Below are 22,587 nucleotides of genomic sequence, written 5' to 3'. Positions count from 1 at the left end.
AAAGCCCGTCAGGAGACGGGCTTCAAAATGTGACAGCTCTGCGGGCTTAAAGAGGCTTGCCGCGGTTGCCATGCTGACTGACAAAGGCCTGCACGGCTTTGAGTTCGTTCGGCAGGACAGTGCAGCGCTCTTCTCTCTCAAACAAATCAGAAAGATGTGTAGGTAGCTCGAGTGCTTTTCCTACGCCTGCTTTCTCCACTGCGTCCGGGAACTTGACCGGATGCGCCGTGCCCAGAATCACCATCGGGATGTCCAGGCTGCGACGGCATTCGCGAGCGGCTTTCACGCCGATGGCGGTGTGCGGGTCGAGCACTTCACCGGTCTGCTCGTAGACTTCGGCGATGGTCTCGCAGGTTTGCGCATCGTCCACGGCCAGCGAGTCGAACAGTTTGCGTGCCTCGGTCCAGCGTTCCTGTTCGACGCTGAAACCGCCGCCCTGCTTGAACGAGTCCATCAGGCCGGCAATCGCCGCGCCATTGCGACCGTGCAGGTCGAACAGCAGGCGTTCGAAGTTCGACGAGACCATGATGTCCATCGACGGCGACAGCGTGGCGTGCAGGGTTTCCTTGACGTACTGGTTGCCGCTCATGAAGCGGTGCAGGATGTCGTTGCGGTTGGTGGCAACCACCAACTGGTTGATCGGCAGGCCCATGTTGCGCGCCAGGTAGCCGGCGAAGATGTCGCCGAAGTTGCCCGTCGGCACCGAGAACGACACCGAACGCGCCGGGCCGCCCAATTGCAGGGCTGCATGGAAGTAGTAAACGATCTGGGCCATGATCCGCGCCCAGTTGATCGAGTTCACCGCCACCAGGCGCGTGCCCTTGAGGAAGCTCTGGTCGGCGAAGCTGGCCTTGACCATTTCCTGGCAGTCATCGAAGTTGCCTTCGATGGCGATGTTGTGGATGTTTTCACCGAGGATGGTGGTCATCTGCCGACGCTGTACTTCAGACACACGGTTGTGCGGGTGCAGGATGAAGATGTCGACGTTTTCGCAGTGCTTGCAGCCTTCGATGGCGGCCGAACCGGTGTCACCGGAGGTGGCGCCGACGATGACCACGCGCTCGCCGCGCTTTTCCAGCACGTAGTCGAGCAAGCGACCGAGCAGTTGCAGGGCGAAGTCCTTGAACGCCAGGGTCGGACCGTGGAACAGCTCCAGCACCCATTCGTTGCCGTTCAGCTGACGCAGCGGCGCAACGGCGTTGTGGGCGAACACACCGTAGGTTTCTTCAAGAATCTTTTTGAAATCGGCGTCCGGAATGCTGCCGGTGACGAACGGGCGCATGACCCGGAAAGCCAGCTCGTGATACGGCAGGCCGGCCCAGGAAGCGATTTCTTCCTGGGTGAAACGTGGCAGGTTTTCCGGGACGTACAGACCGCCGTCGGTGGCAAGACCGGCCAGCAGGACGTCTTCGAAATTCAGGGCCGGTGCCTGGCCGCGGGTACTGATGTAACGCATGACTGACTCCAATGGACAGTGTTCACGACACCGGCCCCGCTGGCGGGACCGGTGAAGGAGATCGGCTTAGTTCAAGTGCTCGACACGGATCCGCACAACCGGACCGACCACGCCCGCCAGCGCTTCGAGGGCGGCGATCGCATCGTTGATGTGCTGTTCCAGCACGCGGTGGGTCAGCAGGATCATCGGCACCAGGCCGTCGTGTTCCTCGACTTCCTTCTGCATGATCGACTCGATGTTGATGCCGCGCTCCGAGAGGATGCTCGCCACCTGAGCGAGTACGCCCGGGTGATCCTTGGCCTGGATGCGCAGGTAGTAGGCACTTTCGCAGGCTTCGATCGGCAGGATCGGATGAGCCGACAGCGAGTCCGGCTGGAAGGCCAGGTGCGGTACGCGGTTTTCCGGGTCGGAGGTCATGGCGCGAACCACGTCCACCAGATCCGCGATCACCGACGAAGCGGTCGGCTCCATGCCGGCGCCGGCGCCGTAGAACAGGGTCGAACCGGCAGCGTCGCCATTGACCATCACCGCGTTCATCACGCCGTTGACGTTGGCGATCAGGCGATCGGCCGGGATCAGCGTCGGGTGTACGCGCAACTCGATACCCGCGGCGGTGCTGCGTGCAACGCCCAGGTGCTTGATGCGGTAGCCCAGCGCTTCGGCGTAGTTCACGTCGGCGGTGGTCAGCTTGGTGATGCCTTCGGTGTAAGCCTTGTCGAACTGCAGCGGAATACCGAATGCGATCGATGCCAGGATCGTCAGCTTGTGCGCGGCGTCAATGCCCTCGACGTCGAAGGTCGGATCGGCTTCGGCGTAACCCAGCGCTTGCGCCTCGGCCAGCACGTCTTCGAAGGTACGACCCTTCTCGCGCATTTCGGTGAGGATGAAGTTGCCGGTGCCGTTGATAATCCCGGCGACCCAGTTGATACGGTTGGCGGACAGGCCTTCACGGATCGCCTTGATCACTGGAATGCCGCCGGCGACCGCCGCTTCGAATGCCACGATCACGCCTTTCTCGCGTGCCTTGGCGAAAATTTCATTACCGTGAACGGCAATCAGAGCCTTGTTCGCGGTGACCACATGCTTGCCATTCTCGATGGCCTTGAGTACCAGCTCGCGGGCAACGGTGTAGCCGCCCATCAGCTCTATGACGATGTCGATCTCAGGGTTCGTGGCCACTTCGAAGACATCGTTGGTAATCGCAATACCGGTCGTCTGGAACTGAGGCTTTGGCGTGCGCATGGCAATTTGTGCCACTTCGATTCCACGCCCGGCACGACGAGCAATTTCCTCGGCGTTGCGCTGAAGTACGTTGAAGGTTCCGCCACCGACGGTCCCTAACCCACAGATGCCTACTTTGACCGGTTTCACTGTGAACTCCCCATAAAACGGCCGACACGAGGCCGGCCGTGAAAACAACCGCAGGTTCGCGGCTCTCTGTTGATGGCCCGGCAATCCAGCCGCCGGACCACGCTCGTCAACGCCTGAGCGTGACGATGCGAATTACTTCGCGCCCAGCGCCAGTTTGGCGACTTGTGGCGCAGGCTGGTAGCCCGGAATGACTTGTCCGTCGGCCAAAACGATGGCCGGTGTGCCGTTCACGCCGATCGACTGACCGAGGGCGAACTGCCTGGACACCGGGTTCTCGCACTTGGCGGCCTTGATTTCCTTGCCATCGACCATTTTGTCCATGGCCGCTTTCTTGTCTTTCGAGCACCACACGGCTTGCAGCTGTTCGTCACCCGGCGAGCCAAGGCCCTGACGCGGGAACGCCACGTAACGCACTTCGATGCCACGCTTGTTCAGCTCGGGCACTTCAGCGTGCAGCTTGTGGCAGTACGGGCAGGTGGTGTCGGTGAACACGGTGATGTGCGACTTGGTTTCGCCCACGGCCGGGTAAACCACGGTCTCGGCCACCGGGATCGCATTGATCAGTTTGGAAATGCCCAGGCGCTCGGTCTTCTCGGTCAGGTTGACCGGTTTGCCGTCCTTGAGCTGGAACATGTAGCCCTGAACGATGTACTGGCCGTCGGCGCTGGCGTAGAGCACGCGGCTGCCCTTGAGCTTGACTTCGTACAGGCCCGGCAGCGGGCTGGCGGTGATGGTGTCCACCGGCACGTCGAGCTGGAGGTTTTCCAGGCTTTGGCGAATCGCTTTGTCGGCCGCGTCATCGGCGACGGCAAAGGTGCTGACCAACGCAATGGCTGCGGCGGCGAAAATCTGGGTCAGACGCATGAGAACTCCTGAAGGCGGACAAATGGAACGATCAGAACGCCCGTGCCGGAACACCGGGTCATAACCGCCCATCGTGCAAACCGGCAAAGCCTACCACATAAGGCTCCCGTGGCCGAATGCGCCTGTCGCAAGACGAACGGGCTCAGCCGCGCGGGTGATGTTTGGCATGCAGATCCTGCAAACGCGCCCGGGCGACGTGAGTGTAGATCTGCGTGGTCGACAGGTCGCTGTGGCCCAACAGCATCTGCACCACCCGCAAGTCCGCGCCATGGTTGAGCAAGTGGGTGGCAAACGCGTGACGCAGGGTGTGCGGCGACAGTGATTTTCCGATCCCGGCGACCTTGGCCTGATGCTTGATGCGGTGCCAGAAGGTCTGCCGAGTCATCTGCTCGCCGCGCTGGCTGGGAAACAGCACATCACTGGGGCGCCCGCCCAGCAGTTCGCTGCGGCCGTCGCGCAGGTAGCGCTCGACCCAGACAATCGCTTCCTCGCCCATCGGCACCAACCGCTCCTTGCTGCCCTTGCCCATCACCCGCAACACGCCCTGACGCAGATTGACCTGCTCCAGGGTCAGGCTGATCAACTCGGTCACCCGCAGTCCACAGGCGTAAAGCACTTCGAGCATGGCACGGTCGCGCTGGCCGATGGCTTCACTCAAATCCGGCGCCTTGAGCAGCGCTTCGACGTCGGCTTCCGACAGGGACTTTGGCAATGGCCGACCGAGCTGCGGCATATCCACGCGCAAGGTCGGATCGACCGAAATCAGTTTTTCCCGCAACAGATAGCGATAAAAGCCACGCACACCCGAGAGGAATCGCGCGGTGGAGCGAGGTTTGTAGTTCTGTTCCAGGCGCCAGGCCAGGTGATCGAGGATCAGCTCGCGACCGGCATTGATCAGCTCGAGACCTTTGTCCTGCAACCAGCCGTTGAACAGCGCGAGATCACTGCGATAGGCGTTGCGAGTGTTGTCGGAGAGACCTTTTTCCAGCCAGAGGGCGTCGAGAAACTGGTCGATCAGTGGGTGGTCGATGGCAGGCATGGGCGCTCAAGTCACGCAGGCTTGGCACTGCGCGCAAATAAAGAGTGAACGGTTGAAATGGCCGCTAGTCTTTCATAGCCCGCTATTTCAAGGAACAGGGAGCTTCAATGAACGAGCAGCAAATTCTGTTGGCTTTCGGCGGTATCGGTGCCGCCGCGCTGGGCTGTCAATGGCTCGCCTGGCGCCTGAAGCTGCCGGCGATTCTGTTTCTGCTGCTGACCGGCATCCTGGCAGGCCCCGTGCTGGGCTGGCTCGACCCGCAGGAAATGTTCGGTCCGTTGCTGATGCCTCTGGTGTCGCTGGCGGTGGCGCTGATTCTGTTTGAAGGCAGCCTGACCCTGCACCTGTCGGAGTGGCGCGAGATCGGCAGCGTCGTGCATCGCCTGGTCACAATCGGAGCGCTCTCGACCTGGACAGTGATTGCGGTCGCGACTCACTGGCTGCTGGGCTTCGACTGGCTGCTCGCCATCCTGTTCGGCAGCCTGACCCTGGTCACCGGCCCGACCGTGATCGTGCCCATGCTGCGCGTGGTACGTCCCAAGGCATCGATCGCCAACATCCTGCGCTGGGAAGGGATTGTGATCGACCCGATCGGGGCGCTGCTCGCGGTGGTGGTCTACAGCTTCATCATCGCCAGTGCCGAGGGCCAAGGTCTCAAGCAGAGCCTGTTGACCTTCGGCGGAGTGATTCTGTGCGGAAGTCTGTTCGGTGTGGCCGGCGGCTGGCTGCTGGGCACCATCATCCGTCGTCAGTGGCTACCGGAATACCTGCACAACCTCGCGTCGTTGGCGGCGGTGCTGGGGATCTTCATTGCAGCCAACGAGGTGATGCACGAATCGGGACTGCTGGCGGTAACGCTGATGGGCATGTGGCTGGCCAATATGAAGGGTGTGGATGTGCGGCATATTTTGCACTTCAAGGAAAATCTCAGCGTGCTGCTGATTTCCGGGCTGTTCATTCTGCTGGCGGCACGCCTGGATCTGAATGCGCTGATCGGCCTCGGGCCGCTGGTGTTGATTCTGCTGCTGGTCATCCAGCTGATCGCCCGGCCTCTGAATGTAATGCTGAGTACCGCCGGCTCCAGCTTGAGCTGGCGTGAACGTGCATTGCTGTGCTGGATTGCCCCGCGCGGGATCGTCGCCGCGGCGGTCTCGGCGATCTTTGCGATTCGCCTGGATGAAGCGGGCCATGAAGGCGCGCTGTTGCTGGTGCCGCTGACCTTCGCCGTGATTATCGGCACCGTTGTGCTGCAAAGTGCGACTGCCCGACCCTTGGCGCGCCTGTTAAAGGTTGCGGAGCCTGCGCCGAGCGGCTTTCTGATCGTCGGGGCGAACGGCCCTGCGCGCCTGCTTGGCAAGTCGCTGCAGCAGTTGGGCAGCCGGGTGCTGCTGACGGATTCGAGCTGGGAAAACATCCGGGCGGCGCGCATGGATGGCTTGCCGACCTACTTCGGCAATCCGGCCTCGCAGCATGCCGATGCGCATCTGGACCTGGTCGGACTGGGGCATTTGCTGGCACTGTCACCGTCGGGCGAACTCAATACGTTGGCGGCCATGCGCTTTCGCCATGACTTCGGCCATCAACGTCTGTTCGGACTCGCCAGCGGGCAGGAGAGCCGGCGCAGCGACAAACATCGCGCAAGTCTTGAGCATCGCGGCAATCAACTGGGTAGCGAGGCGTTCACCTACGCGAAGTTGGCCAGCCAGATGGGCCAAGGGGCCGAGTTGTACAGCACAACGTTGACGGATGGGTTTGGCTGGGAGGATTACCAGGCGTTACATGGCAATCGTGCGACGCTGCTGTTCATGCGTGATGACAGTGGCTGGGTGCATGTCGTGTCGCCGGAAACCGTGCTGAAGCCGGGGCCGGGGTGGACGTTGCTGGCGCTGATTCAGCCGGAGAGTGTCAGCGCCTGACAGACCGGATCGCGGGCAAGCCCGTTCCCACAGGTTTTGTTTGGTCCGCTGAGGTTGTGCTCGGCACCGACACTGTAGGAGCGGGCTTGCCCGCGAATGCTTCGGCTCGGTGCAGGATCAGGCCGCGAAACCTGGCAGCACGGGCACCGGACGCTTGTCATCATCGATGGCGACAAAGCTGAACTGCCCGTGAATCGCTTTCTCACGCCCGTCGCAGCTCATGCTTTCCACGAACACTTCCACCTCGACCTTGAGACTGGTGTTGCCGACCTTGATCACCCGTCCAACCAGTTCGACGATGGAACCCGCCGGAATCGCGTGATTGAAGTCGATGCGATCGGTCGACACGGTCACCAGCGGCAAACGGCAGAAGCGCGTGGCAGTGATGAACGACACTTCGTCCATCCAGGCCAGCGCGGTGCCACCGAACAGGGTGTTGTGGTGATTGGTGGTCGGCGGGAAAACCGCCTTGGTCACGCGGGTCACCGAGAGTTCGGTGCGGCGTTCGATTTCTTGCTCGCGAGGGGTCATGGGTCAGGCCTGAAACGGAATGCTGTGGATAAATTGCGGGCAACAAAAAAGCAGCCCGTAGGCTGCTTTCTTCTGCATCGGAAGCTGGACTTAAGCCAGTTTTTCCTTGATGCGAGCTGCTTTACCCGACAGGTCGCGCAGGTAGTACAGCTTGGCTTTACGTACGTCACCGCGACGCTTGACAGCCATGCTGTCGATCTGCGGGGAGTAGGTCTGGAAAGTACGTTCTACGCCAACACCGTTGGAGATTTTACGAACGGTGAACGCACTGTTCACGCCGCGGTTACGCTTGGCGATTACAACGCCTTCGAACGCTTGCAGACGGGAACGATCGCCTTCCTTCACTTTCACCTGAACGACGATGGTGTCGCCTGGGGCAAAGGTAGGGACTTCTTTGGTCATCTGCTCTGCTTCGAGTGCAAGGATGATTTTGTTGGTCATGCTGTGCTCCTAAGGTAAATCGTCTGATCTACCATCGATACGTTGTTAACTATCGTCCCGCTCGCGGATGTATTCCTCGAGCAGCTTCTTCTCTTCTCCAGAAAGCGAGCGGCTTTCCAGAAGATCGGCGCGTCGTTCATAGGTCCTGCCGAGGGACTGCTGTAAACGCCAACGCCGGATATGCGCGTGATTGCCACTCAGCAACACGTCGGGAACACGCTGATCCGCATACACCTCAGGTCGGGTGTAGTGCGGGCAATCCAGCAGACCATCCGTAAAGGAATCTTCCTCAGCGGAATCCGCATGCCCTAAAGCTCCGGGCAGCAGTCGTGTAACCGCATCGATCATAACCATGGCCGGCAGCTCGCCGCCAGACAACACATAGTCACCAATCGACCACTCTTCATCGACATGAGCATCAATAAAACGCTCGTCAATGCCTTCATAGCGACCGGCAATCAGGATCAATGCATCCGATTTCGCCAGTTCGCGTACCGCCGACTGAGTCAGTTGACGGCCTTGGGGGGACAGGTAAATCACCTTCGCCGCCTCCCCGGCTGCTGCCTTGGCCTGAACCAGAGCATCTTCCAGGGGCTTGATCTTCATCACCATGCCCGGACCACCGCCAAACGGGCGATCGTCTACAGTGTGATGCCGATCCGTCGTGTAATCCCGCGGATTCCAACAGGTCAGCTGCAACAGCCCCTGTTTGACCGCACGACTGGTAATGCCGTACTCACTGATGGCCGAGAACATCTCGGGGAACAGCGTAATGACGTCTACGCGCAGGCTGGCCATTGCTTAGAAGTCCGCGTCCCATTCCACCCTCATCACGCCTGCTTCCAGGTCGATTGCCAGCACGCATTGCTCCGTATAGGGCAACAACCGCTCGCGATCATCCAGGCTGCCGACGCAGGGCTTGACCACCAATACATCGTTCGCGCCGGTCTCCAACAGGTGATCAACCTTGCCGAACAGTTGTTCGTCCTGGTTGATGACACTCAGACCCTGCAACTGGTACCAGTAGTACTCGTCGCCAGTCAGGTCGGGCAAAAGGCTTCGTGAGATGCAAATCTCGTAACCGCTCAGAAGACGGGCTTCATCACGATCGTCGAGGCCTTTGAGCTTGGCAACCAGATCCTTTTGAGTGGATCGACCGCTGACCAGCTCGACCTGCTTTACCACGCCTTCGCGCCGAAGCGTCCAGTTGCGGTAGTTCAACAGGTTTTCAATCGGATCGGTAAAGGAAAAGACCTTCACCTCGCCGCGAACGCCGTGAACCGAAAAAATCTTGCCGACAACGATCAGGTCATCAGCTTTTTCTGGCGTCGCGCTCATACTGCTCAGGCTGCAGCCTTGGCAGATTCCTTCAGCAACTGAGCAACACGCTCAGAAGGCTGTGCACCAACGCTCAGCCAGTAGGCAACGCGCTCTTGGTTCACGGACAGACGAACTTCCTGACCACGGGCAACAGGGTTGAAGAAACCAACCTGTTCTTTGTGGGAACCGTCACGCGGGTTGCGGGAGTCGGTTACGGTCAGGTGGTAAAACGGGCGCTTTTTGGAGCCGCCAAGGGCAAGACGGATTGTTAGCATGTGAACATCGTTCCTGTAGTCGGTGCTGCAAATCTAAATGCACAGCGGGCATGGGTGCCCGAAAGGCCGCATATTCTAAGGAATATCCGGACTTTTGCAAATGACTTTTTCCGGCGCCTGTGGCATGCCGTGCAGATTTGCATATGGGGCCGTCATTCAAAACGGCCGGTCAGCTCCCGCCGAGTGCGGGTTTGCTGTTGATCCTGCGTCCTTGCAGGGTCTGCGCCGGCGCGACGACCGGCGAGAATCCAGTGTCCCGTCTCAGCCATTTCGCTCACTTTTGGCGAGTGACGGTTGCCGCCACAAGTGAGCAGAATGGGTGAGGCGGGACACCTTACATTTTCGGCATGCCGCCGCCGGGCAACATACCGCCCATGCCGCGCATCATTTTCGCCATTCCGCCCTTGGCGGAGAATTTCTTCATCATCTTCTGCATCTGCTTGTGCTGCTTGATCAAGCGACCGATGTCCTGCACCTGGGTGCCGGAACCCATGGCGATCCGACGCTTGCGCGAACCGCTGATCAGCTCAGGGTCGCGGCGCTCGGCCGGGGTCATGGAGTTGATGATGGCTTCCATCTGTTTGAACTGCTTCTCTGCGGCGTTCTGGGCGTTGCCCATTTGCGAGAGATTGACGCCGCCGATGCTCGGCAGTTTGTCCATGAGCCCGCCGAGGCCGCCCATGTTCTTCATCTGTTGCAACTGATCGCGGAAGTCTTCGAGATCGAAGCCCTTGCCCTTCTTCAGCTTTTTAGCAAGCTTGTCGGCCTTGTCCTTGTCGAGGGTCGCTTCGGCCTGTTCGATCAGGCTGAGCACGTCGCCCATGCCGAGGATCCGCGAAGCTATACGCTCAGGGTGGAACGGATCGAGCGCTTCGCTCTTCTCGCCCATACCGATGAACTTGATCGGCTTGCCGGTGATCGCGCGAACGGACAGCGCGGCACCGCCACGGGCATCACCGTCGACCTTGGTCAGGATCACGCCGGTCAGCGGCAGCGCATCACCGAAGGCCTTGGCCGTGTTGGCCGCGTCCTGACCGGTCATGGCGTCGACCACGAACAGGGTTTCAACCGGATTGATCGCGGCATGCAGCGCCTTGATCTCGCCCATCATCTCTTCATCGATGTGCAGACGACCGGCGGTGTCGACGATGACCACGTCGATGAATTTCAGTTTTGCTTCTTTAATAGCCGCGTTGGCGATGTCGACCGGCTTCTGGCTCAGGTCGGACGGGAAGAACGTCACGCCGATGTCGTTGGCCAGGGTTTCCAGCTGTTTAATAGCAGCAGGACGGTAGATGTCCGCCGACACGACCATGACCGACTTCTTCTTGCGCTCTTTAAGGAAGCGCGCCAGTTTGCCGGCGGTGGTGGTTTTACCCGCGCCCTGCAGACCGGCCATCAGAATGACGGCAGGCGGCACGGCGCTCAGGTTCAAGTCTTCGTTGGCCGCACCCATCAGGGTTTCGAGCTCGGCCTGGACGATCTTCACGAACGCCTGGCCCGGCGTCAGGCTGCGCGACACCTCGGTGCCGACAGCGCGTTCCTTGACCGAATTGACGAAGTCCTTGACCACCGGCAGGGCGACGTCAGCCTCGAGCAACGCCATGCGCACTTCGCGCAGGGTGTCTTTGATGTTGTCCTCGGTCAGTTTCGCCTTGCCGGTGACATGGCGCAGCGTCTGCGAGAGACGGTCGGTTAAGTTTTCAAACATTGCGCGATCCTTTCAGGCCCTGTGTAGACCGGGATAATGGCGGCCCAGACCGGAATCAACATGTGCTCGGCGAGCCTGCGGCGTGGGCAGGTCGCGGATTATAGCGAAGACTGCGTCTGGCGGACACCTCGCTGTCAGCTTGCCGGTCTTTCGTGCGACGGCGGTTCTATGCCAAACTCAGCGCCTTTCGGGCTTGCCTAACAGGATTTATGCTCCCCTTGTCACCGAGTTTGCTGACCACCCTCGCCGCCGCACTTCTCTACGCCGCTGCGACCCTCTACCAGGGCACCCGCCTGGCCACTGGCGCCAAGGCCAACAAGCGCCTGCTGGTCTCGCTCGGCGTCCTCGCCGTGCTGGCCCACAGCGCAAGCCTGCTCACGCATTTATTGACGCCGATCGGTCTGGGCCTGGATTTCTTCAGCGCCTCAAGCCTGATCGCCGCCGCTGTCATCGCCCTGACCCTGCTGGCCTGCTCGCGGATTCCAGTGGAAAACCTGCTGGTGCTGCTGTTCCCGCTGGGTGCGATCACGGTGCTGCTGGCGCAGTTCGCGCCGACTGGCACGGTACAGATCATTGATGAAGAGCCAGGCATCCTCGCGCACATTCTGTTGTCGATCCTCGCCTACGGCATGTTCACCATCGCGGTTTTTCAAGCCTTGTTGCTGCTGGTGCAGGATCATCAGCTCAAGCACAAGCATCCGTCCGGGCTGATCAAGAATTTCCCGCCACTGCAAACCATGGAAAGCCTGCTGTTCGGCTTCCTCTGGGCAGGCTGGACATTGCTGTCGCTGTCGCTGATCTCCGGCTGGCTGTTCGTCGAGAATCTGTTTGCGCAACACCTGGTGCATAAAACCCTGCTGGCCTGCCTGGCCTGGATCGTGTTCAGCGTTCTGCTCTGGGGCCGTAACCGCCTCGGCTGGCGCGGCCACAAGGCAATCCGCTGGACCCTCGCCGGTTTCTGCCTGCTGATGCTCGCGTATTTCGGCAGCAAACTGGTTCGTGAATACATCCTGCACATCTGACGGGCGGTATAAATGGACGGTTTGCCCATAGGGCCGATGCTCGCGGTATTTGTCCTGCTGATTCTCTGGTCGGGGCTGTTTACCGCCGTCGAAGCGGCGCAGCAGCACCTGCTTGCGCAACGCACCGCATCCCGCGCCAGCGACAAGCCGCTGGCGAAGCTCAACTTCCCGCTCGACAGCCTGATCCTCTGCAATACCCTGTGCCGCACCCTCGCCGTCATTCTTGCCACACTGCTGGCAATCTTTCTCTGTGAAGAAAACGGCCCCTGGGCGGCTTGCCTTGGCGCCGGCGCCCTGCTGTTGGTCTTTGCCGATTATTTCCCCCGCGCGCTCGCCCAACGATACCCGGATGCGGTGTTGTCGTTTGGCAATACGCTGCTGGCAGTACCGCTGAAGGGCGTTTACCCGCTTGCGTGGCTGCTCAGCCGCATCAGTGGTTTGCTGATGCGCCCGTTCATCCGCAAGGCCCAAATGGTGCAACAGAGCGAAGACGATGTGCCGACCGAGCATCATGACGATCCGGATCATCCGGTGCGCCCGCATCCGATCTCAGGCATCCATGCGCTGGACAACATCACGGTCAACGACATTCTGGTGCCACGCAGCGATGTCGACGGCATCAACCTCGACGATCCGCTCGAAGAAATCATCGAGCAATTGCGCAAGAACCGGCGCACCCGCCTGCCGGTGTTTCACAGCGATATCAATCAGGTCGAAGCCGTACTCAACACCCGGCAGATCCGTCACCTGCTCGACAACGGCAGCCTGACCCGCGAAGCGTTGCTGGCGGCCAGTTACGAGCCGTACTTCGTTCCCGAAAGCACCCCGCTGCAACTGCAACTGCTGAACTTCCACAAGCAGCAGCGGCGCCTGGGCATGGTGGTGGACGAGTACGGCGAAGTGCTGGGGATTGTCACCCTGGAAGACATTCTCGAAGAGATCGTCGGCGAATTTGAAAGCGAGCACAGCCTCGACAACCCGCACATCCACCCGCAAGCCGATGGCCGCATGGTGATCGATGGGGCGGCGTCGATCCGCGAACTGAACAAATGTCTGGGCTGGCACCTGCCCAGCGACGGCCCCCGGACCCTCAACGGCCTGGTGACGGAGGCGCTGGAAACCATCCCGGAAAGCGCGGTGTGCCTGAAGATCGGCCGCTATCGCCTGGAGATTCTCGAAACCGAGGAGAACCGGGTGAGCAAGGTCCTGATCTGGCACACCACTTCGGCACCGGCGCTGGCCACGGCCCGCTAGCCAGCCCCTTGTTCAATCGTTAGCCACCTTCCTATAATCGCGAGGCTTACCCAAGCCCCGCCGAACCGCGTGCTTACCCCGCACCCGACCCGTTCCGGCCGGTTCACCGGCAATATCCGCATCACACCGACGACTGCTCCTACCTGAAGCAGCGATCGCGCCTCATCCCACATCCCTGGGTGCTCGACCATAATAATTCGCTCCAACGGAGCTCATGACTGTCAGGGATCACCGCATGACGACCAGTACTGCTTACAGCGACACCGCGCCGACCCAACCGGCCAACTCCGCCACCCGCGTGGCCACCGCGAGCTTCATCGGCACGGCCATCGAGTTCTACGATTTCTACGTCTACGCCACCGCCGCTGCGCTGGTGATCGGGCCGGTATTTTTCCCTCAGACTTCCGGCACGGCGCAGATGCTCTCGGCATTCCTGACCTTCGGCATCGCCTTCCTCGCCCGACCTTTGGGCTCGGCGCTGTTCGGCCATTTCGGTGACCGGATCGGGCGCAAATCGACCTTGGTCGCTTCGCTGCTGCTGATGGGCGTCTGCACCACGCTGATCGGCGTTCTGCCGGGCTACGAGAGCATCGGGGCCTGGGCGCCGATCCTGCTTTGTGTGCTGCGCTTCGGCCAAGGCCTGGGATTGGGTGGTGAATGGGGCGGCGCGGCGCTGCTGGCGACCGAGAATGCCCCGAAAGGCAAGCGGGCGTGGTTCGGCATGTTCCCGCAACTCGGGCCTTCGATTGGCTTTCTGGCCGCCAACGGCCTGTTCCTGACGCTGGCCATGACGCTCAATGACGAACAGTTTCGCAGCTGGGGCTGGCGGATTCCGTTCCTGCTCAGCGCCGTGCTGGTAATGGTCGGGCTGTACGTGCGCCTCAAACTCCACGAAACCCCGGTGTTCGCCAACGCCATCGCCCGTCAGGAGCGAGTGAAAGTGCCGCTGGTCGAGCTGTTCAGCCAATACTGGGCACCGACATTGCTGGGAGCCGCCGCCATGGTGGTCTGCTATGCGCTGTTTTACATCTCGACAGTGTTTTCCCTGAGCTACGGCGTCTCCACCTTGGGTTACAGCCGCGAGACCTTCCTCGGATTGCTGTGCTTCGCGGTGCTGTTCATGGCGGCCGCGACGCCGTTGTCGGCCTGGGCCAGTGACCGCTACGGGCGCAAGCCGGTGCTGATCATCGGTGGTGTGCTGGCGATTCTGTCCGGTTTTCTGATGGAGCCGTTGCTGACTCAGGGCTCGACCTGGGGCGTGGCGCTGTTCCTGTGCATCGAGCTGTTCCTGATGGGCGTGACATTCGCCCCGATGGGCGCGCTGCTGCCGGAGCTTTTTCCGACGCACGTGCGGTACACCGGCGCATCGGCGGCCTACAACCTCGGCGGTATCGTCGGAGCCTCGGCGGCGCCTTTCTTCGCGCAGAAACTGGTTGCGATGGGTGGTTTGAGTTACGTCGGCGGGTATGTATCGGGGGCGGCGGTGCTCAGCCTGATCGCTGTGCTGTGCCTGAAGGAAACGCGCAATAACGACCTGAATCAGGTTGCCTGATCTAAAAGCTTCGCGAGCAAGCTCGCTCCCACATTGTCCGTGCCACACACATAATTTGTGAGTGCCGCCGAACTTGTGGGAGCGAGCTTGCTCGCGATGGATGTGACTCGGTTTACAGCTCTACAACAACAGCCTGGGAAGCACGGGTCGCCTTGGCACGAGCGGCTTCAATCGACTCGTCACGGGCCAGTGCAACACCCATGCGGCGCTGGCCGTTGACTTCAGGCTTGCCGAACAGACGCAGCGCGGTATCCGGTTCACTCAGTGCCGCGCCGAGGTTGGCGAATGCGGTCTGGGTCGACTGACCTTCCACCAGAATCACTGCCGAAGCCGATGGGCCGAACTGACGGATCAGCGGTACCGGCAGACCGAGGATCGCCCGGGCGTGCAGGGCGAACTGCGACAGGTCCTGGGAAATCAGGGTCACCAGACCGGTGTCGTGTGGACGCGGCGACACTTCGCTGAACCACACTTGATCGCCCTTGATGAACAATTCGACGCCGAACAGGCCACGACCGCCCAACGCTTCGGTCACGGCTTTGGCAACGCGCTCGGATTCAGCCAGTGCGATTGGGCTCATGGCCTGTGGCTGCCAGGATTCCTGATAGTCGCCCTTCTCCTGACGGTGGCCGACCGGCGCACAGAACGTGGTGCCACCGACATGACGCACGGTCAGCAGAGTGATTTCGTAGTCGAAATCGATGAAGCCTTCGATGATCACGCGACCTTTGCCGGCGCGACCGCCCTCTTGTGCGTAGTCCCAGGCCTTCTGCACGTCATCGGCGCTGCGCAGCAGGCTCTGGCCCTTGCCCGACGAACTCATCACCGGTTTGACGACGCACGGGAAACCCAGGTCCTGAACGGCTTTGCTGTAGTCCTCGAAGGTGTCGGCGAAGTGGTATGGCGAAGTCGGCAGGTCCAGCTCTTCGGCGGCCAGGCGACGAATGCCTTCGCGGTTCATGGTCAGTTGCGCGGCGCGAGCAGTCGGGATCACGGTGAAGCCTTCGGCTTCCAGCTCCACCAGGGTGGCGGTGGCGATAGCTTCGATTTCCGGCACGATGAAGTGCGGCTTCTCGGCTTCGATCACTGCACGCAGGGCGGCACCGTCGAGCATGTTGATCACGTGGCTGCGATGGGCAACCTGCATGGCCGGCGCATTGGCGTAGCGGTCGACGGCAATCACTTCAACGCCCAGGCGTTGCAGCTCGATCACCACTTCCTTGCCCAACTCACCACAGCCACACAGCAATACGCGGGTCGCGGTCGGCGACAATGGAGTTCCGATACGGGTCATCTCAGGTCCTCAAAGAAGCGGATCATCGAGGAAAGCAACGCCAGACGCGCTTTCCATGGGGAGAAAGCGCGGCATTTTACATGAACCTGAGGGTTTGGCTTCAGCCGGCGACAGCCTGTTTGCGTTCACGCCAGGCCATGATCAGCCAGACGGCGGTGACACCGGCGAACTTCGAGGCCAATGCAGTGATGAGCACTGGCGGTGTCAGCAGGTCGATCATGCCGAAGAAGATGAAGGTGTCGAGGGGAATGCTCAGCGCCGAGCTGATCCACAACCGGTCACGCAGCGGGCGCCTGGTGACGGTGAATACCAGCCAGTCGATGCACTCCGAGACCGCGAATGCCGTGGCACTGGCCAACGCGATCGACGGATCGGACGTGACATAGGACAGCACCAGCGCCGCCAGCATCGCCAGGATCGCGCCGTGGCCGAACCGGATCTGCACCATGTCGCGCAACACGAAAACCAGCCCGCCCCATGCCGACCAGATGATGTCCAGGTGCGGTGCGGTGGAGAAGGCAAAGTTGATCAGCACGACGCTGCTGATGTAGGCGATGAGGAAAATCATGGGCGTGACCTGTCAAATTGGCGCACAGGTTACTTCAGCCCTTCGATGACGCCAATCAAATCGATTATTGCCCTGGCGTTTTGCCGATCATCCAGACCAGCCCGCTCGCCTTCGCCCGCTCATGACACAACCCCAGCACCGCCCGCCGCTCGTCGTTGGTCATCCGGCTCCAGCGGGTGATCTCCTCGACCGTGCGCTGGCAACCGGTGCAAATGTCGTCTTCGTCCAGCGCGCAAATGCTCACGCACGGCGAGGCGACGGGTCTTTCCGGAGTTGTCATTCTTCCTGCTCGACCAGATCGCGCGCATAGCGCTGTGAGTTATGCACATAGTGCGCGGCGCTGGCCTCGAGCATCTTCTTCTGCGGCTCGGTGAGTTCGCGCACCACTTTGCCTGGCGAGCCCATCACCAGTGAACCGTCAGGAATTTCCTTGCCTTCGCCGATCAGCGCGTTGGCGCCGATGATGCAGTTCTTGCCGATTTTCGCGCCGTTGAGGATGACCGCGTTGATGCCGATCAGGCTGTAGTCGCCGACCGTGCAACCGTGAAGCATGGCATTGTGGCCGATGGTCACGCCGGTGCCGATGGTCAGCGGATAGCCCATGTCGGTGTGCATCACCGTGCCGTCCTGCACGTTGCTGTTCTTGCCGATCAGGATCAGTTCGTTGTCGCCGCGCAACACGGCGTTGAACCAGACGTTGGCGCCTTCTTCCAGTCTGACCTTGCCCACCAGCACGGCATTGGGGGCAACCCAGCTCTGCGGATGGGTATCGACACGGGCGTCGCCCAGGCGGTATTTCATCTTGTTTTCCTCAGGGCTCACGATGGCTGGCCATTCGAACGATGGCTTCAGGTATTGATAAAGCTTTTTGGCGGCTCATGCAGGCTGATTCTGGCGTCATAGAGCAGGTTGATCAACTCGACAATCATGATCGCCGTCAACCCCCAGATCTTGTATTCGCCGAAACGATAGCTCGGCACGTACCAACTGCGACCCTGATAGTCGATGCGGTGGGTATGTTCGCGCGGATCCTTGCGGAAGAACTCCAGCGGCACACTGAACACCGCAGCGATCTCGGCATCATTGGCCTGGTATTCGACAAAGTCGGGAATCACCCCGACATACGGCGTGACCTTGATGCCATGCAGGGAAATCAGCGGGCTGAGCGGACCGATCACTTCGACCAGTCCCGGTGGCAGGCCGATTTCCTCTTCGGCTTCGCGCAGGGCGGTGAACGTCAGGTCCGGGTCTTCCGGATCCCGTCGCCCACCGGGGAAGGCGACTTCGCCGCCGTGGGTCGAGAGCCCGCTGGCGCGCAGGGTGAGGACAAGTTCGGGTTCGTCACTGCGAGTAATCGGCACCAGGACAGCGGCCTCGGGGAAACGCGTGTCGGTCTCCAGCGTGCGCGGCGTGTGATTGCTTACCCGGTGCAGTAGCTCGTCCAGCATAAGTGTTCTCGATCGGTGCCTTGCCCTGCATCATGCACCAATCATTGCGACCGCCCAAGCCCCGGACGGGCGTCATGTCGCGAAACGACAACTTGCCGACTGACACCGCTGCACGCCAAGATAGGCGCAGCATTCAGGAACCCCAGCATGAAATTTTGCAGCCAGTGCGGCAACCCGGTGACCCAGCGCATTCCCGAAGGCGACTCGCGGCTGCGATTTGTCTGCGGCAGCTGTCAGACGATTCACTACCAGAACCCCAATATCGTGGCCGGTTGCGTGCCGACCTGGGGCAGCAAAGTCCTGCTGTGTCGCCGCGCCATCGAGCCACGCCTCGGTTACTGGACGTTGCCCGCCGGGTTCATGGAGAACGGCGAAACCATCGAGCAGGCCGCCATCCGCGAAACCGCCGAGGAAGCCTGCGCCCGGGTACGCAACCTGAGCATCTATACCCTGATCGACGTGCCGCACATCAGTCAGGTGCATGTGTTTTTCCGCGCCGAGCTGGCGGATCTGGACTTCGCCGCCGGCCCTGAAAGCCTGGAAGTGCAACTGTTCGACGAGGAAGACATTCCCTGGGACGAGCTGGCTTTTCGCACGGTGGGCCGTACCCTGGAATGCTTCTTCGCCGACCGGCGCGTCGAGGTCTATCCGGTTCGTTCCGAATCGATCCCGCCGCTCGCGCAACCGGCCATCACTTGATTTCGACGGCGGCCGGCCGATAACCGGCTAACGCAGCCCGCGACAGCGACTGCACACTCTCTATAAATAAAGTATCTGCTTCATATCTGGGGAATCGTTTCAATGCGCTGGTTGCTTGCCCTGTTCTGCCTGTCGTTCGTCACCGTCTCCCAAGCGTCATTCGTGACCACCGTGACGCCTTCAAACACCCCGCTCATCGAAAAAGTACTGGTGCTCAAATCGGCCCATCAACTGCAGTTGATCGCCGACGGCAAGCCACTCAAGAGCTATCGCATTTCCCTGGGCAAAGGCGCGAAAAAGGGTCCGAAGCTGATTGAGGGCGACAAGCGCACGCCGGAAGGTTTCTATTGGATCGACTGGCGCAAGACCAGCGACAAATTCAACCTGTCGATGCACATCTCCTACCCGAACATCAGCGACTCCGCCCGCGCCCGCCGCGAAGGCGTCGAGCCTGGCGGGATGATCATGATCCACGGTACGCCGGACTCCGAGGACAACCCCGAGCAACTGTTCCACACCCTGGACTGGACCGACGGCTGCATCGCCATGCGCAACGTCGACATGCGCGAAGTCTGGAACCTGGTGCCGGACGGCACGATGATCGAAATCCGCCCTTGAGTCTGTGACCGGAGCGCTTGCGCTCTCAGGGCCGCAACGCGGCCCTTTCTCCCGACCATTGGTCGCTCGCAAAAAATAAATCAAAAAGATCGCAGCCTGCGGCAACGTCTGAACGGTGATACCACTTTCACCCGCCAGAACTGCCGCAGACTGCGATCTTTTGCTTTGCCGCCCCCACCTCTAATACCACTTGAAACCACCCATCCTCAAACACCCGAATCCAAAGGACTACAGGCGTTTCCGACGCGTTGACATGGTATGCAAGTGGTATTAGTTTTCGCCGCACTACCGAGCGACAACAATCCTATATCAGCGCCGGAAATGCCTTACATGAACGACCTCCACGCCCTACGCCCAGACGACTCCCAGCCGACGCCGCTGTACCTGCAACTGGCGCGCAACCTGGAAGCGGCGATCCATACAGGCCAGTGGAAAGCCGAACAGGCAATGCCCTCGGAGCGCAATCTGAGCGAGATGCTGGGGATTTCCCGGGTCACCGCCCGCAAGGCGCTGGAAGTCCTGCTCGATCAGGGTTTGATCCGACGCCTGCAAGGCTCCGGCACCTTCATCACCCCGCGCCTTGAACAACCGCTGTCGCGCCTGTCGGGTTTCAGCGAGATGCTGCGTCTCAAGGGGTTCGTACCCAGCTCGCAATGGCTCGAGCGGGAAATCTCCCTGCCCACCCACGAAGAACTGATCCGACTCGGTCTGTCGCCGAACGACAAGGTCGCGCGCATGAAACGCCTGCGCAAAGCCGACGACACGGTGATGGCCATCGAGATGAGCACCCTGCCCGCCTCGATCATGCCCAAGCCACAGGTGGTGGGCGATTCCCTCTACGAACACCTCGACAGCATCGGCAAACCGATCGTGCGCGCGTTGCAGCACATCCAGGCGATCAACGCATCGGACGAGTTCGCCGCGCTGGTCGGCATCGCTCCCGGCACCGCGATGCTGCTGATGACCCGGGTCGGCTATCTGGAAGACAACACGCCGATCGAAGTCACCGACACCTATTGCCGCAACGACTACTACGACTTTGTTGCAGAGCTTCGCCGCTGATCAGCAGCCAGGCCAAACGAGAGAAGCGAAATGTCTGAAGACAACATCCTCACCGCTGACGGCTGGGTTCGCGGCCGGCTGGTCCACGAACACGGCAGAGTCGTGTCGATCGAAGGCGAGCCTTGCGATCCGGCGACCAATGATTTGCCGTATCTGCTGCCGGGTTTCATTGATCTGCACGTCCACGGCGGTGGCGGCAAGGACATCATGGAAGGTGCCAGCGCGTTCGAAACCATCACCAGGACCCACGTGCGCTTCGGTACCACCTCGCTGTTGGCCACTACCATGACCGCGCCGAGTGTCGAGATTGCCAGCGTGCTCAAGGAAGTCGGCGAATTCTGCGAGCAGCGTCCGAAAGGCGCCGCACGGGTGCTCGGCGTTCACCTTGAAGGTCCGTACATCAATCCCGGCAAACTCGGCGCCCAACCGAACTTCGCCCACACCGCGTTGATGGCCGAAGTTGAAGAGTATCTGGCACTCGCGCCGATTCGGGTGATCACTATCGCCCCGGAAATCGCCGGCCACGACGGTCTGATTCGCGAGCTGAGCAGCCGTGGCATCCGCATGCAGATCGGCCACACCCTCGGCAGTTACGAGGAAGGCGTCGCCGCGCTCGAAGCCGGCGCCACCAGCTTCACGCATTTGTACAACGCCATGAGCCCGCTGCATCACCGCGAGCCGGGCATCGTCGGCGCGGCACTGGCCCACGCCAAATTCGCCGAACTGATTCCGGACTTGCTGCACGTACACCCCGGCGCGATCCGCGTCGCCCTGCGCTCGATTCCGTGCCTGTACTGCGTGACCGATTCGACCGCCGCCGCCGGCATGCCCGACGGCGAGTACAAGCTCGGCAGCCACACCGTCACCAAATGCCTGGGCGGCGTGCGCCTGCCCGACGGCACGTTGGCCGGCAGCACCCTGACCATGGATCAGGCCCTGCGCAATCTAGTGAAGATCGGTCTGCCGATCGCCGAGGCCTCGCAACGTCTTTCGCAATTCCCCGCCGACTACCTCGGCATCACCGAACGCGGACGCCTGCAACCCGGCGCCTGGGCCGACTGCGTGCGGCTGGATCGCTCACTCACACTGACCGCCGTCATGGTCGAAGGAGAAGACATTGACTTCAAAAATGCTTGAGGAGGCGCTGTCCTCGTTCGAGGCCGTGCAAGCCCAACTGCAACAACTCGATCCGCACATGATCGAGATCGCCGGGCGCCTGCGCCGTCAGCCGCCGCAAGTGGCGATGACCGTTGCCCGTGGCAGCTCCGACCATGCAGCGAGCTACTTCGCCTACCTGACCATGCAGCAACTGGGGATTCCAGTGGCGTCGCTGCCGATGTCGGTGGTGACCATGCAGCAGGCGCCGCTTAAGGTCAGCGGCCAGGTCGCGTTCGCGTTTTCCCAGTCGGGCCAGAGCCCGGACCTGGTCAACAGCCTGCGCCTGCTGCGCAAGCGCGGTGCCCTGAGCGTGTCGATGGTCAATGCTGCCGATTCGCCGCTGGAGGCCGCATGCGAATTCAGCCTGCCGCTGCTGGCCGGTACTGAAAGCAGCGTCGCCGCGACCAAGAGCTTCATCGCCACCCTCAGCGCCAGCGCCCGCTTGATCGCGCACTGGAAAGAAGACAGTGAATTGCTGGAGGCACACAACGCCCTGCCCGAAGGCCTGCGCGAAGCCGCGCAACAGGACTGGAGCCTGGCCATCGACGCCCTGCGCGATTGCGAGCGGTTGATGGTGATCGGCCGTGGCGCCGGTTTCGCCATCGCTCAGGAAGCCGCACTGAAATTCAAGGAAACCTCGGCGATCCAGGCCGAAGCCTTCAGCAGCGCCGAAGTCCGTCACGGCCCGATGGCCCTGATCGACGAACATTACCCGCTGCTGGTGTTCGCCCCCCGCGGTGCCGAACAGGCCGGCCTGCTGAGCCTGGCGGCCGAAATGCGCCAGCGCGGTGCCCGCGTGCTGCTGGCCGCGCCGGATGATGTCAGCGAACGCGACCTGACCTTGAGCCGTGCCGAGCACCCGGCGCTCGATCCGATCCTGGCGATCCAGAGTTTCTACGTGATGGCGGCCGGTCTGGCCGTGGCCCGTGGCATGGACCCGGATCAGCCGCGACACCTGAGCAAAGTCACCCGTACGCACTGAGTCCGA

Annotated in this window: 24 protein-coding genes; 9 read left to right on the top strand and 15 right to left on the bottom strand. The window is 61.2% G+C overall.

The genetic code is table 11. From position 1 onward, the window contains the following. Window positions 1-46: 46 nt before the first annotated feature. From thrC to xerD, 4 genes are all read right to left on the bottom strand, one after another. Entirely contained in the window at window positions 47-1,456 is a 1,410-nt protein-coding gene (thrC, locus tag AC1MDC_RS17345) for a threonine synthase (RefSeq protein ID WP_085697272.1), read from the bottom strand. A 66-nt stretch (window positions 1,457-1,522) separates the two neighbouring features. Then, window positions 1,523-2,827: a homoserine dehydrogenase gene (locus tag AC1MDC_RS17340; RefSeq protein WP_018926703.1), complete on the bottom strand. Its 1,305-nt coding sequence runs from the start codon at window positions 2,825-2,827 to the stop codon at window positions 1,523-1,525. Window positions 2,828-2,959: 132 nt separating this feature from the next. Next, window positions 2,960-3,691, bottom strand: a complete 732-nt coding sequence (gene dsbC, locus AC1MDC_RS17335; RefSeq protein ID WP_227234550.1) for a bifunctional protein-disulfide isomerase/oxidoreductase DsbC — start codon at window positions 3,689-3,691, stop codon at window positions 2,960-2,962. A 142-nt stretch (window positions 3,692-3,833) separates the two neighbouring features. Beyond that, window positions 3,834-4,730, bottom strand: coding sequence for a site-specific tyrosine recombinase XerD (gene xerD / locus AC1MDC_RS17330; RefSeq protein WP_085697270.1), 897 nt, complete (start codon window positions 4,728-4,730; stop codon window positions 3,834-3,836). A gap of 107 nt (window positions 4,731-4,837) precedes the next feature. Between xerD and AC1MDC_RS17325 the strand changes: the two genes are divergently transcribed. Beyond that, entirely contained in the window at window positions 4,838-6,646 is a 1,809-nt protein-coding gene (locus AC1MDC_RS17325) for a cation:proton antiporter (protein ID WP_234204540.1), read from the top strand. A gap of 117 nt (window positions 6,647-6,763) precedes the next feature. Here AC1MDC_RS17325 and AC1MDC_RS17320 read toward each other — a convergent pair whose 3' ends face one another. The 6 genes from AC1MDC_RS17320 to ffh all read right to left on the bottom strand — a co-directional run bounded on the left by AC1MDC_RS17320 (window position 6,764) and on the right by ffh (window position 10,924). Beyond that, window positions 6,764-7,177, bottom strand: a complete 414-nt coding sequence (locus AC1MDC_RS17320; RefSeq protein WP_011332614.1) for an acyl-CoA thioesterase — start codon at window positions 7,175-7,177, stop codon at window positions 6,764-6,766. Between the two features lie 90 nt (window positions 7,178-7,267). Continuing rightward, on the bottom strand, window positions 7,268-7,618 hold the full coding sequence (gene rplS, locus AC1MDC_RS17315) for a 50S ribosomal protein L19 (RefSeq protein ID WP_085697268.1): 351 nt from the start codon (window positions 7,616-7,618) through the stop codon (window positions 7,268-7,270). 45 nt (window positions 7,619-7,663) lie between these two features. Next, complete coding sequence (gene trmD, locus AC1MDC_RS17310) at window positions 7,664-8,416, bottom strand: tRNA (guanosine(37)-N1)-methyltransferase TrmD (protein ID WP_007954629.1); 753 nt, start codon at window positions 8,414-8,416, stop codon at window positions 7,664-7,666. 3 nt (window positions 8,417-8,419) lie between these two features. Beyond that, complete coding sequence (rimM, locus tag AC1MDC_RS17305; protein ID WP_085697267.1) at window positions 8,420-8,956, bottom strand: ribosome maturation factor RimM; 537 nt, start codon at window positions 8,954-8,956, stop codon at window positions 8,420-8,422. 5 nt (window positions 8,957-8,961) lie between these two features. Then, window positions 8,962-9,213 (bottom strand): 30S ribosomal protein S16, encoded by a 252-nt coding sequence (gene rpsP, locus AC1MDC_RS17300; RefSeq protein WP_003198088.1) that lies wholly within the window; start codon window positions 9,211-9,213, stop codon window positions 8,962-8,964. Between the two features lie 334 nt (window positions 9,214-9,547). Then, a complete protein-coding gene (gene ffh / locus AC1MDC_RS17295; protein ID WP_085702546.1) occupies window positions 9,548-10,924 on the bottom strand; it encodes a signal recognition particle protein in 1,377 nt (458 codons plus the stop codon). Between the two features lie 209 nt (window positions 10,925-11,133). Here ffh and AC1MDC_RS17290 point away from each other — a divergent pair, with 209 nt between their 5' ends. From AC1MDC_RS17290 to AC1MDC_RS17280, 3 genes are all read left to right on the top strand, one after another. Further along, window positions 11,134-11,946: a cytochrome C assembly family protein gene (locus tag AC1MDC_RS17290; protein ID WP_085697265.1), complete on the top strand. Its 813-nt coding sequence runs from the start codon at window positions 11,134-11,136 to the stop codon at window positions 11,944-11,946. Window positions 11,947-11,958: 12 nt separating this feature from the next. Then, complete coding sequence (locus tag AC1MDC_RS17285) at window positions 11,959-13,200, top strand: transporter associated domain-containing protein (protein ID WP_480393396.1); 1,242 nt, start codon at window positions 11,959-11,961, stop codon at window positions 13,198-13,200. 235 nt (window positions 13,201-13,435) lie between these two features. Beyond that, a complete protein-coding gene (locus tag AC1MDC_RS17280; protein ID WP_085702544.1) occupies window positions 13,436-14,752 on the top strand; it encodes an MFS transporter in 1,317 nt (438 codons plus the stop codon). A gap of 112 nt (window positions 14,753-14,864) precedes the next feature. On the opposite strand, the gene purT is transcribed toward AC1MDC_RS17280, so the two are convergent. From purT to AC1MDC_RS17255, 5 genes are all read right to left on the bottom strand, one after another. Next, complete coding sequence (gene purT / locus AC1MDC_RS17275) at window positions 14,865-16,046, bottom strand: formate-dependent phosphoribosylglycinamide formyltransferase (RefSeq protein ID WP_085697261.1); 1,182 nt, start codon at window positions 16,044-16,046, stop codon at window positions 14,865-14,867. Between the two features lie 100 nt (window positions 16,047-16,146). Beyond that, a complete protein-coding gene (locus AC1MDC_RS17270) occupies window positions 16,147-16,614 on the bottom strand; it encodes a preQ0 transporter (protein WP_085697260.1) in 468 nt (155 codons plus the stop codon). Window positions 16,615-16,678: 64 nt separating this feature from the next. Then, a complete protein-coding gene (locus AC1MDC_RS17265) occupies window positions 16,679-16,894 on the bottom strand; it encodes a DUF1289 domain-containing protein (protein ID WP_085697259.1) in 216 nt (71 codons plus the stop codon). After that, a complete protein-coding gene (locus AC1MDC_RS17260) occupies window positions 16,891-17,415 on the bottom strand; it encodes a gamma carbonic anhydrase family protein (RefSeq protein ID WP_085697258.1) in 525 nt (174 codons plus the stop codon). The genes AC1MDC_RS17265 and AC1MDC_RS17260 overlap by 4 nt, the downstream gene beginning before the upstream one ends. A 47-nt stretch (window positions 17,416-17,462) precedes the next feature. Next, entirely contained in the window at window positions 17,463-18,062 is a 600-nt protein-coding gene (locus tag AC1MDC_RS17255; protein ID WP_085697257.1) for a CoA pyrophosphatase, read from the bottom strand. Window positions 18,063-18,209: 147 nt separating this feature from the next. On the opposite strand from AC1MDC_RS17255, the gene AC1MDC_RS17250 reads away from it, so the two are divergent. The 5 genes from AC1MDC_RS17250 (at window position 18,210) to AC1MDC_RS17230 (ending at window position 22,581) form a co-directional block, all read left to right on the top strand. After that, window positions 18,210-18,761: an NUDIX hydrolase gene (locus AC1MDC_RS17250; RefSeq protein WP_085697256.1), complete on the top strand. Its 552-nt coding sequence runs from the start codon at window positions 18,210-18,212 to the stop codon at window positions 18,759-18,761. Window positions 18,762-18,863: 102 nt separating this feature from the next. Further along, window positions 18,864-19,379, top strand: a complete 516-nt coding sequence (locus AC1MDC_RS17245; protein WP_007954614.1) for a L,D-transpeptidase family protein — start codon at window positions 18,864-18,866, stop codon at window positions 19,377-19,379. Between the two features lie 330 nt (window positions 19,380-19,709). Beyond that, window positions 19,710-20,441, top strand: a complete 732-nt coding sequence (locus tag AC1MDC_RS17240; protein ID WP_480393395.1) for a GntR family transcriptional regulator — start codon at window positions 19,710-19,712, stop codon at window positions 20,439-20,441. A gap of 30 nt (window positions 20,442-20,471) precedes the next feature. Then, the gene (gene nagA, locus AC1MDC_RS17235) at window positions 20,472-21,578 is read left to right on the top strand and encodes an N-acetylglucosamine-6-phosphate deacetylase (protein WP_480393394.1); all 1,107 of its coding nucleotides are present in this window, start codon (window positions 20,472-20,474) and stop codon (window positions 21,576-21,578) included. Beyond that, window positions 21,559-22,581 (top strand): SIS domain-containing protein, encoded by a 1,023-nt coding sequence (locus AC1MDC_RS17230; RefSeq protein ID WP_139832564.1) that lies wholly within the window; start codon window positions 21,559-21,561, stop codon window positions 22,579-22,581. The genes nagA and AC1MDC_RS17230 overlap by 20 nt, the downstream gene beginning before the upstream one ends. Window positions 22,582-22,587: the final 6 nt, after the last annotated feature.

The sequence above is a fragment of the Pseudomonas sp. 1 genome (genome assembly GCF_056626735.1).
The sequence above is the reverse complement of the archived record's forward strand: the minus strand, read 5'-3'. Positions and strand labels throughout refer to the sequence as shown.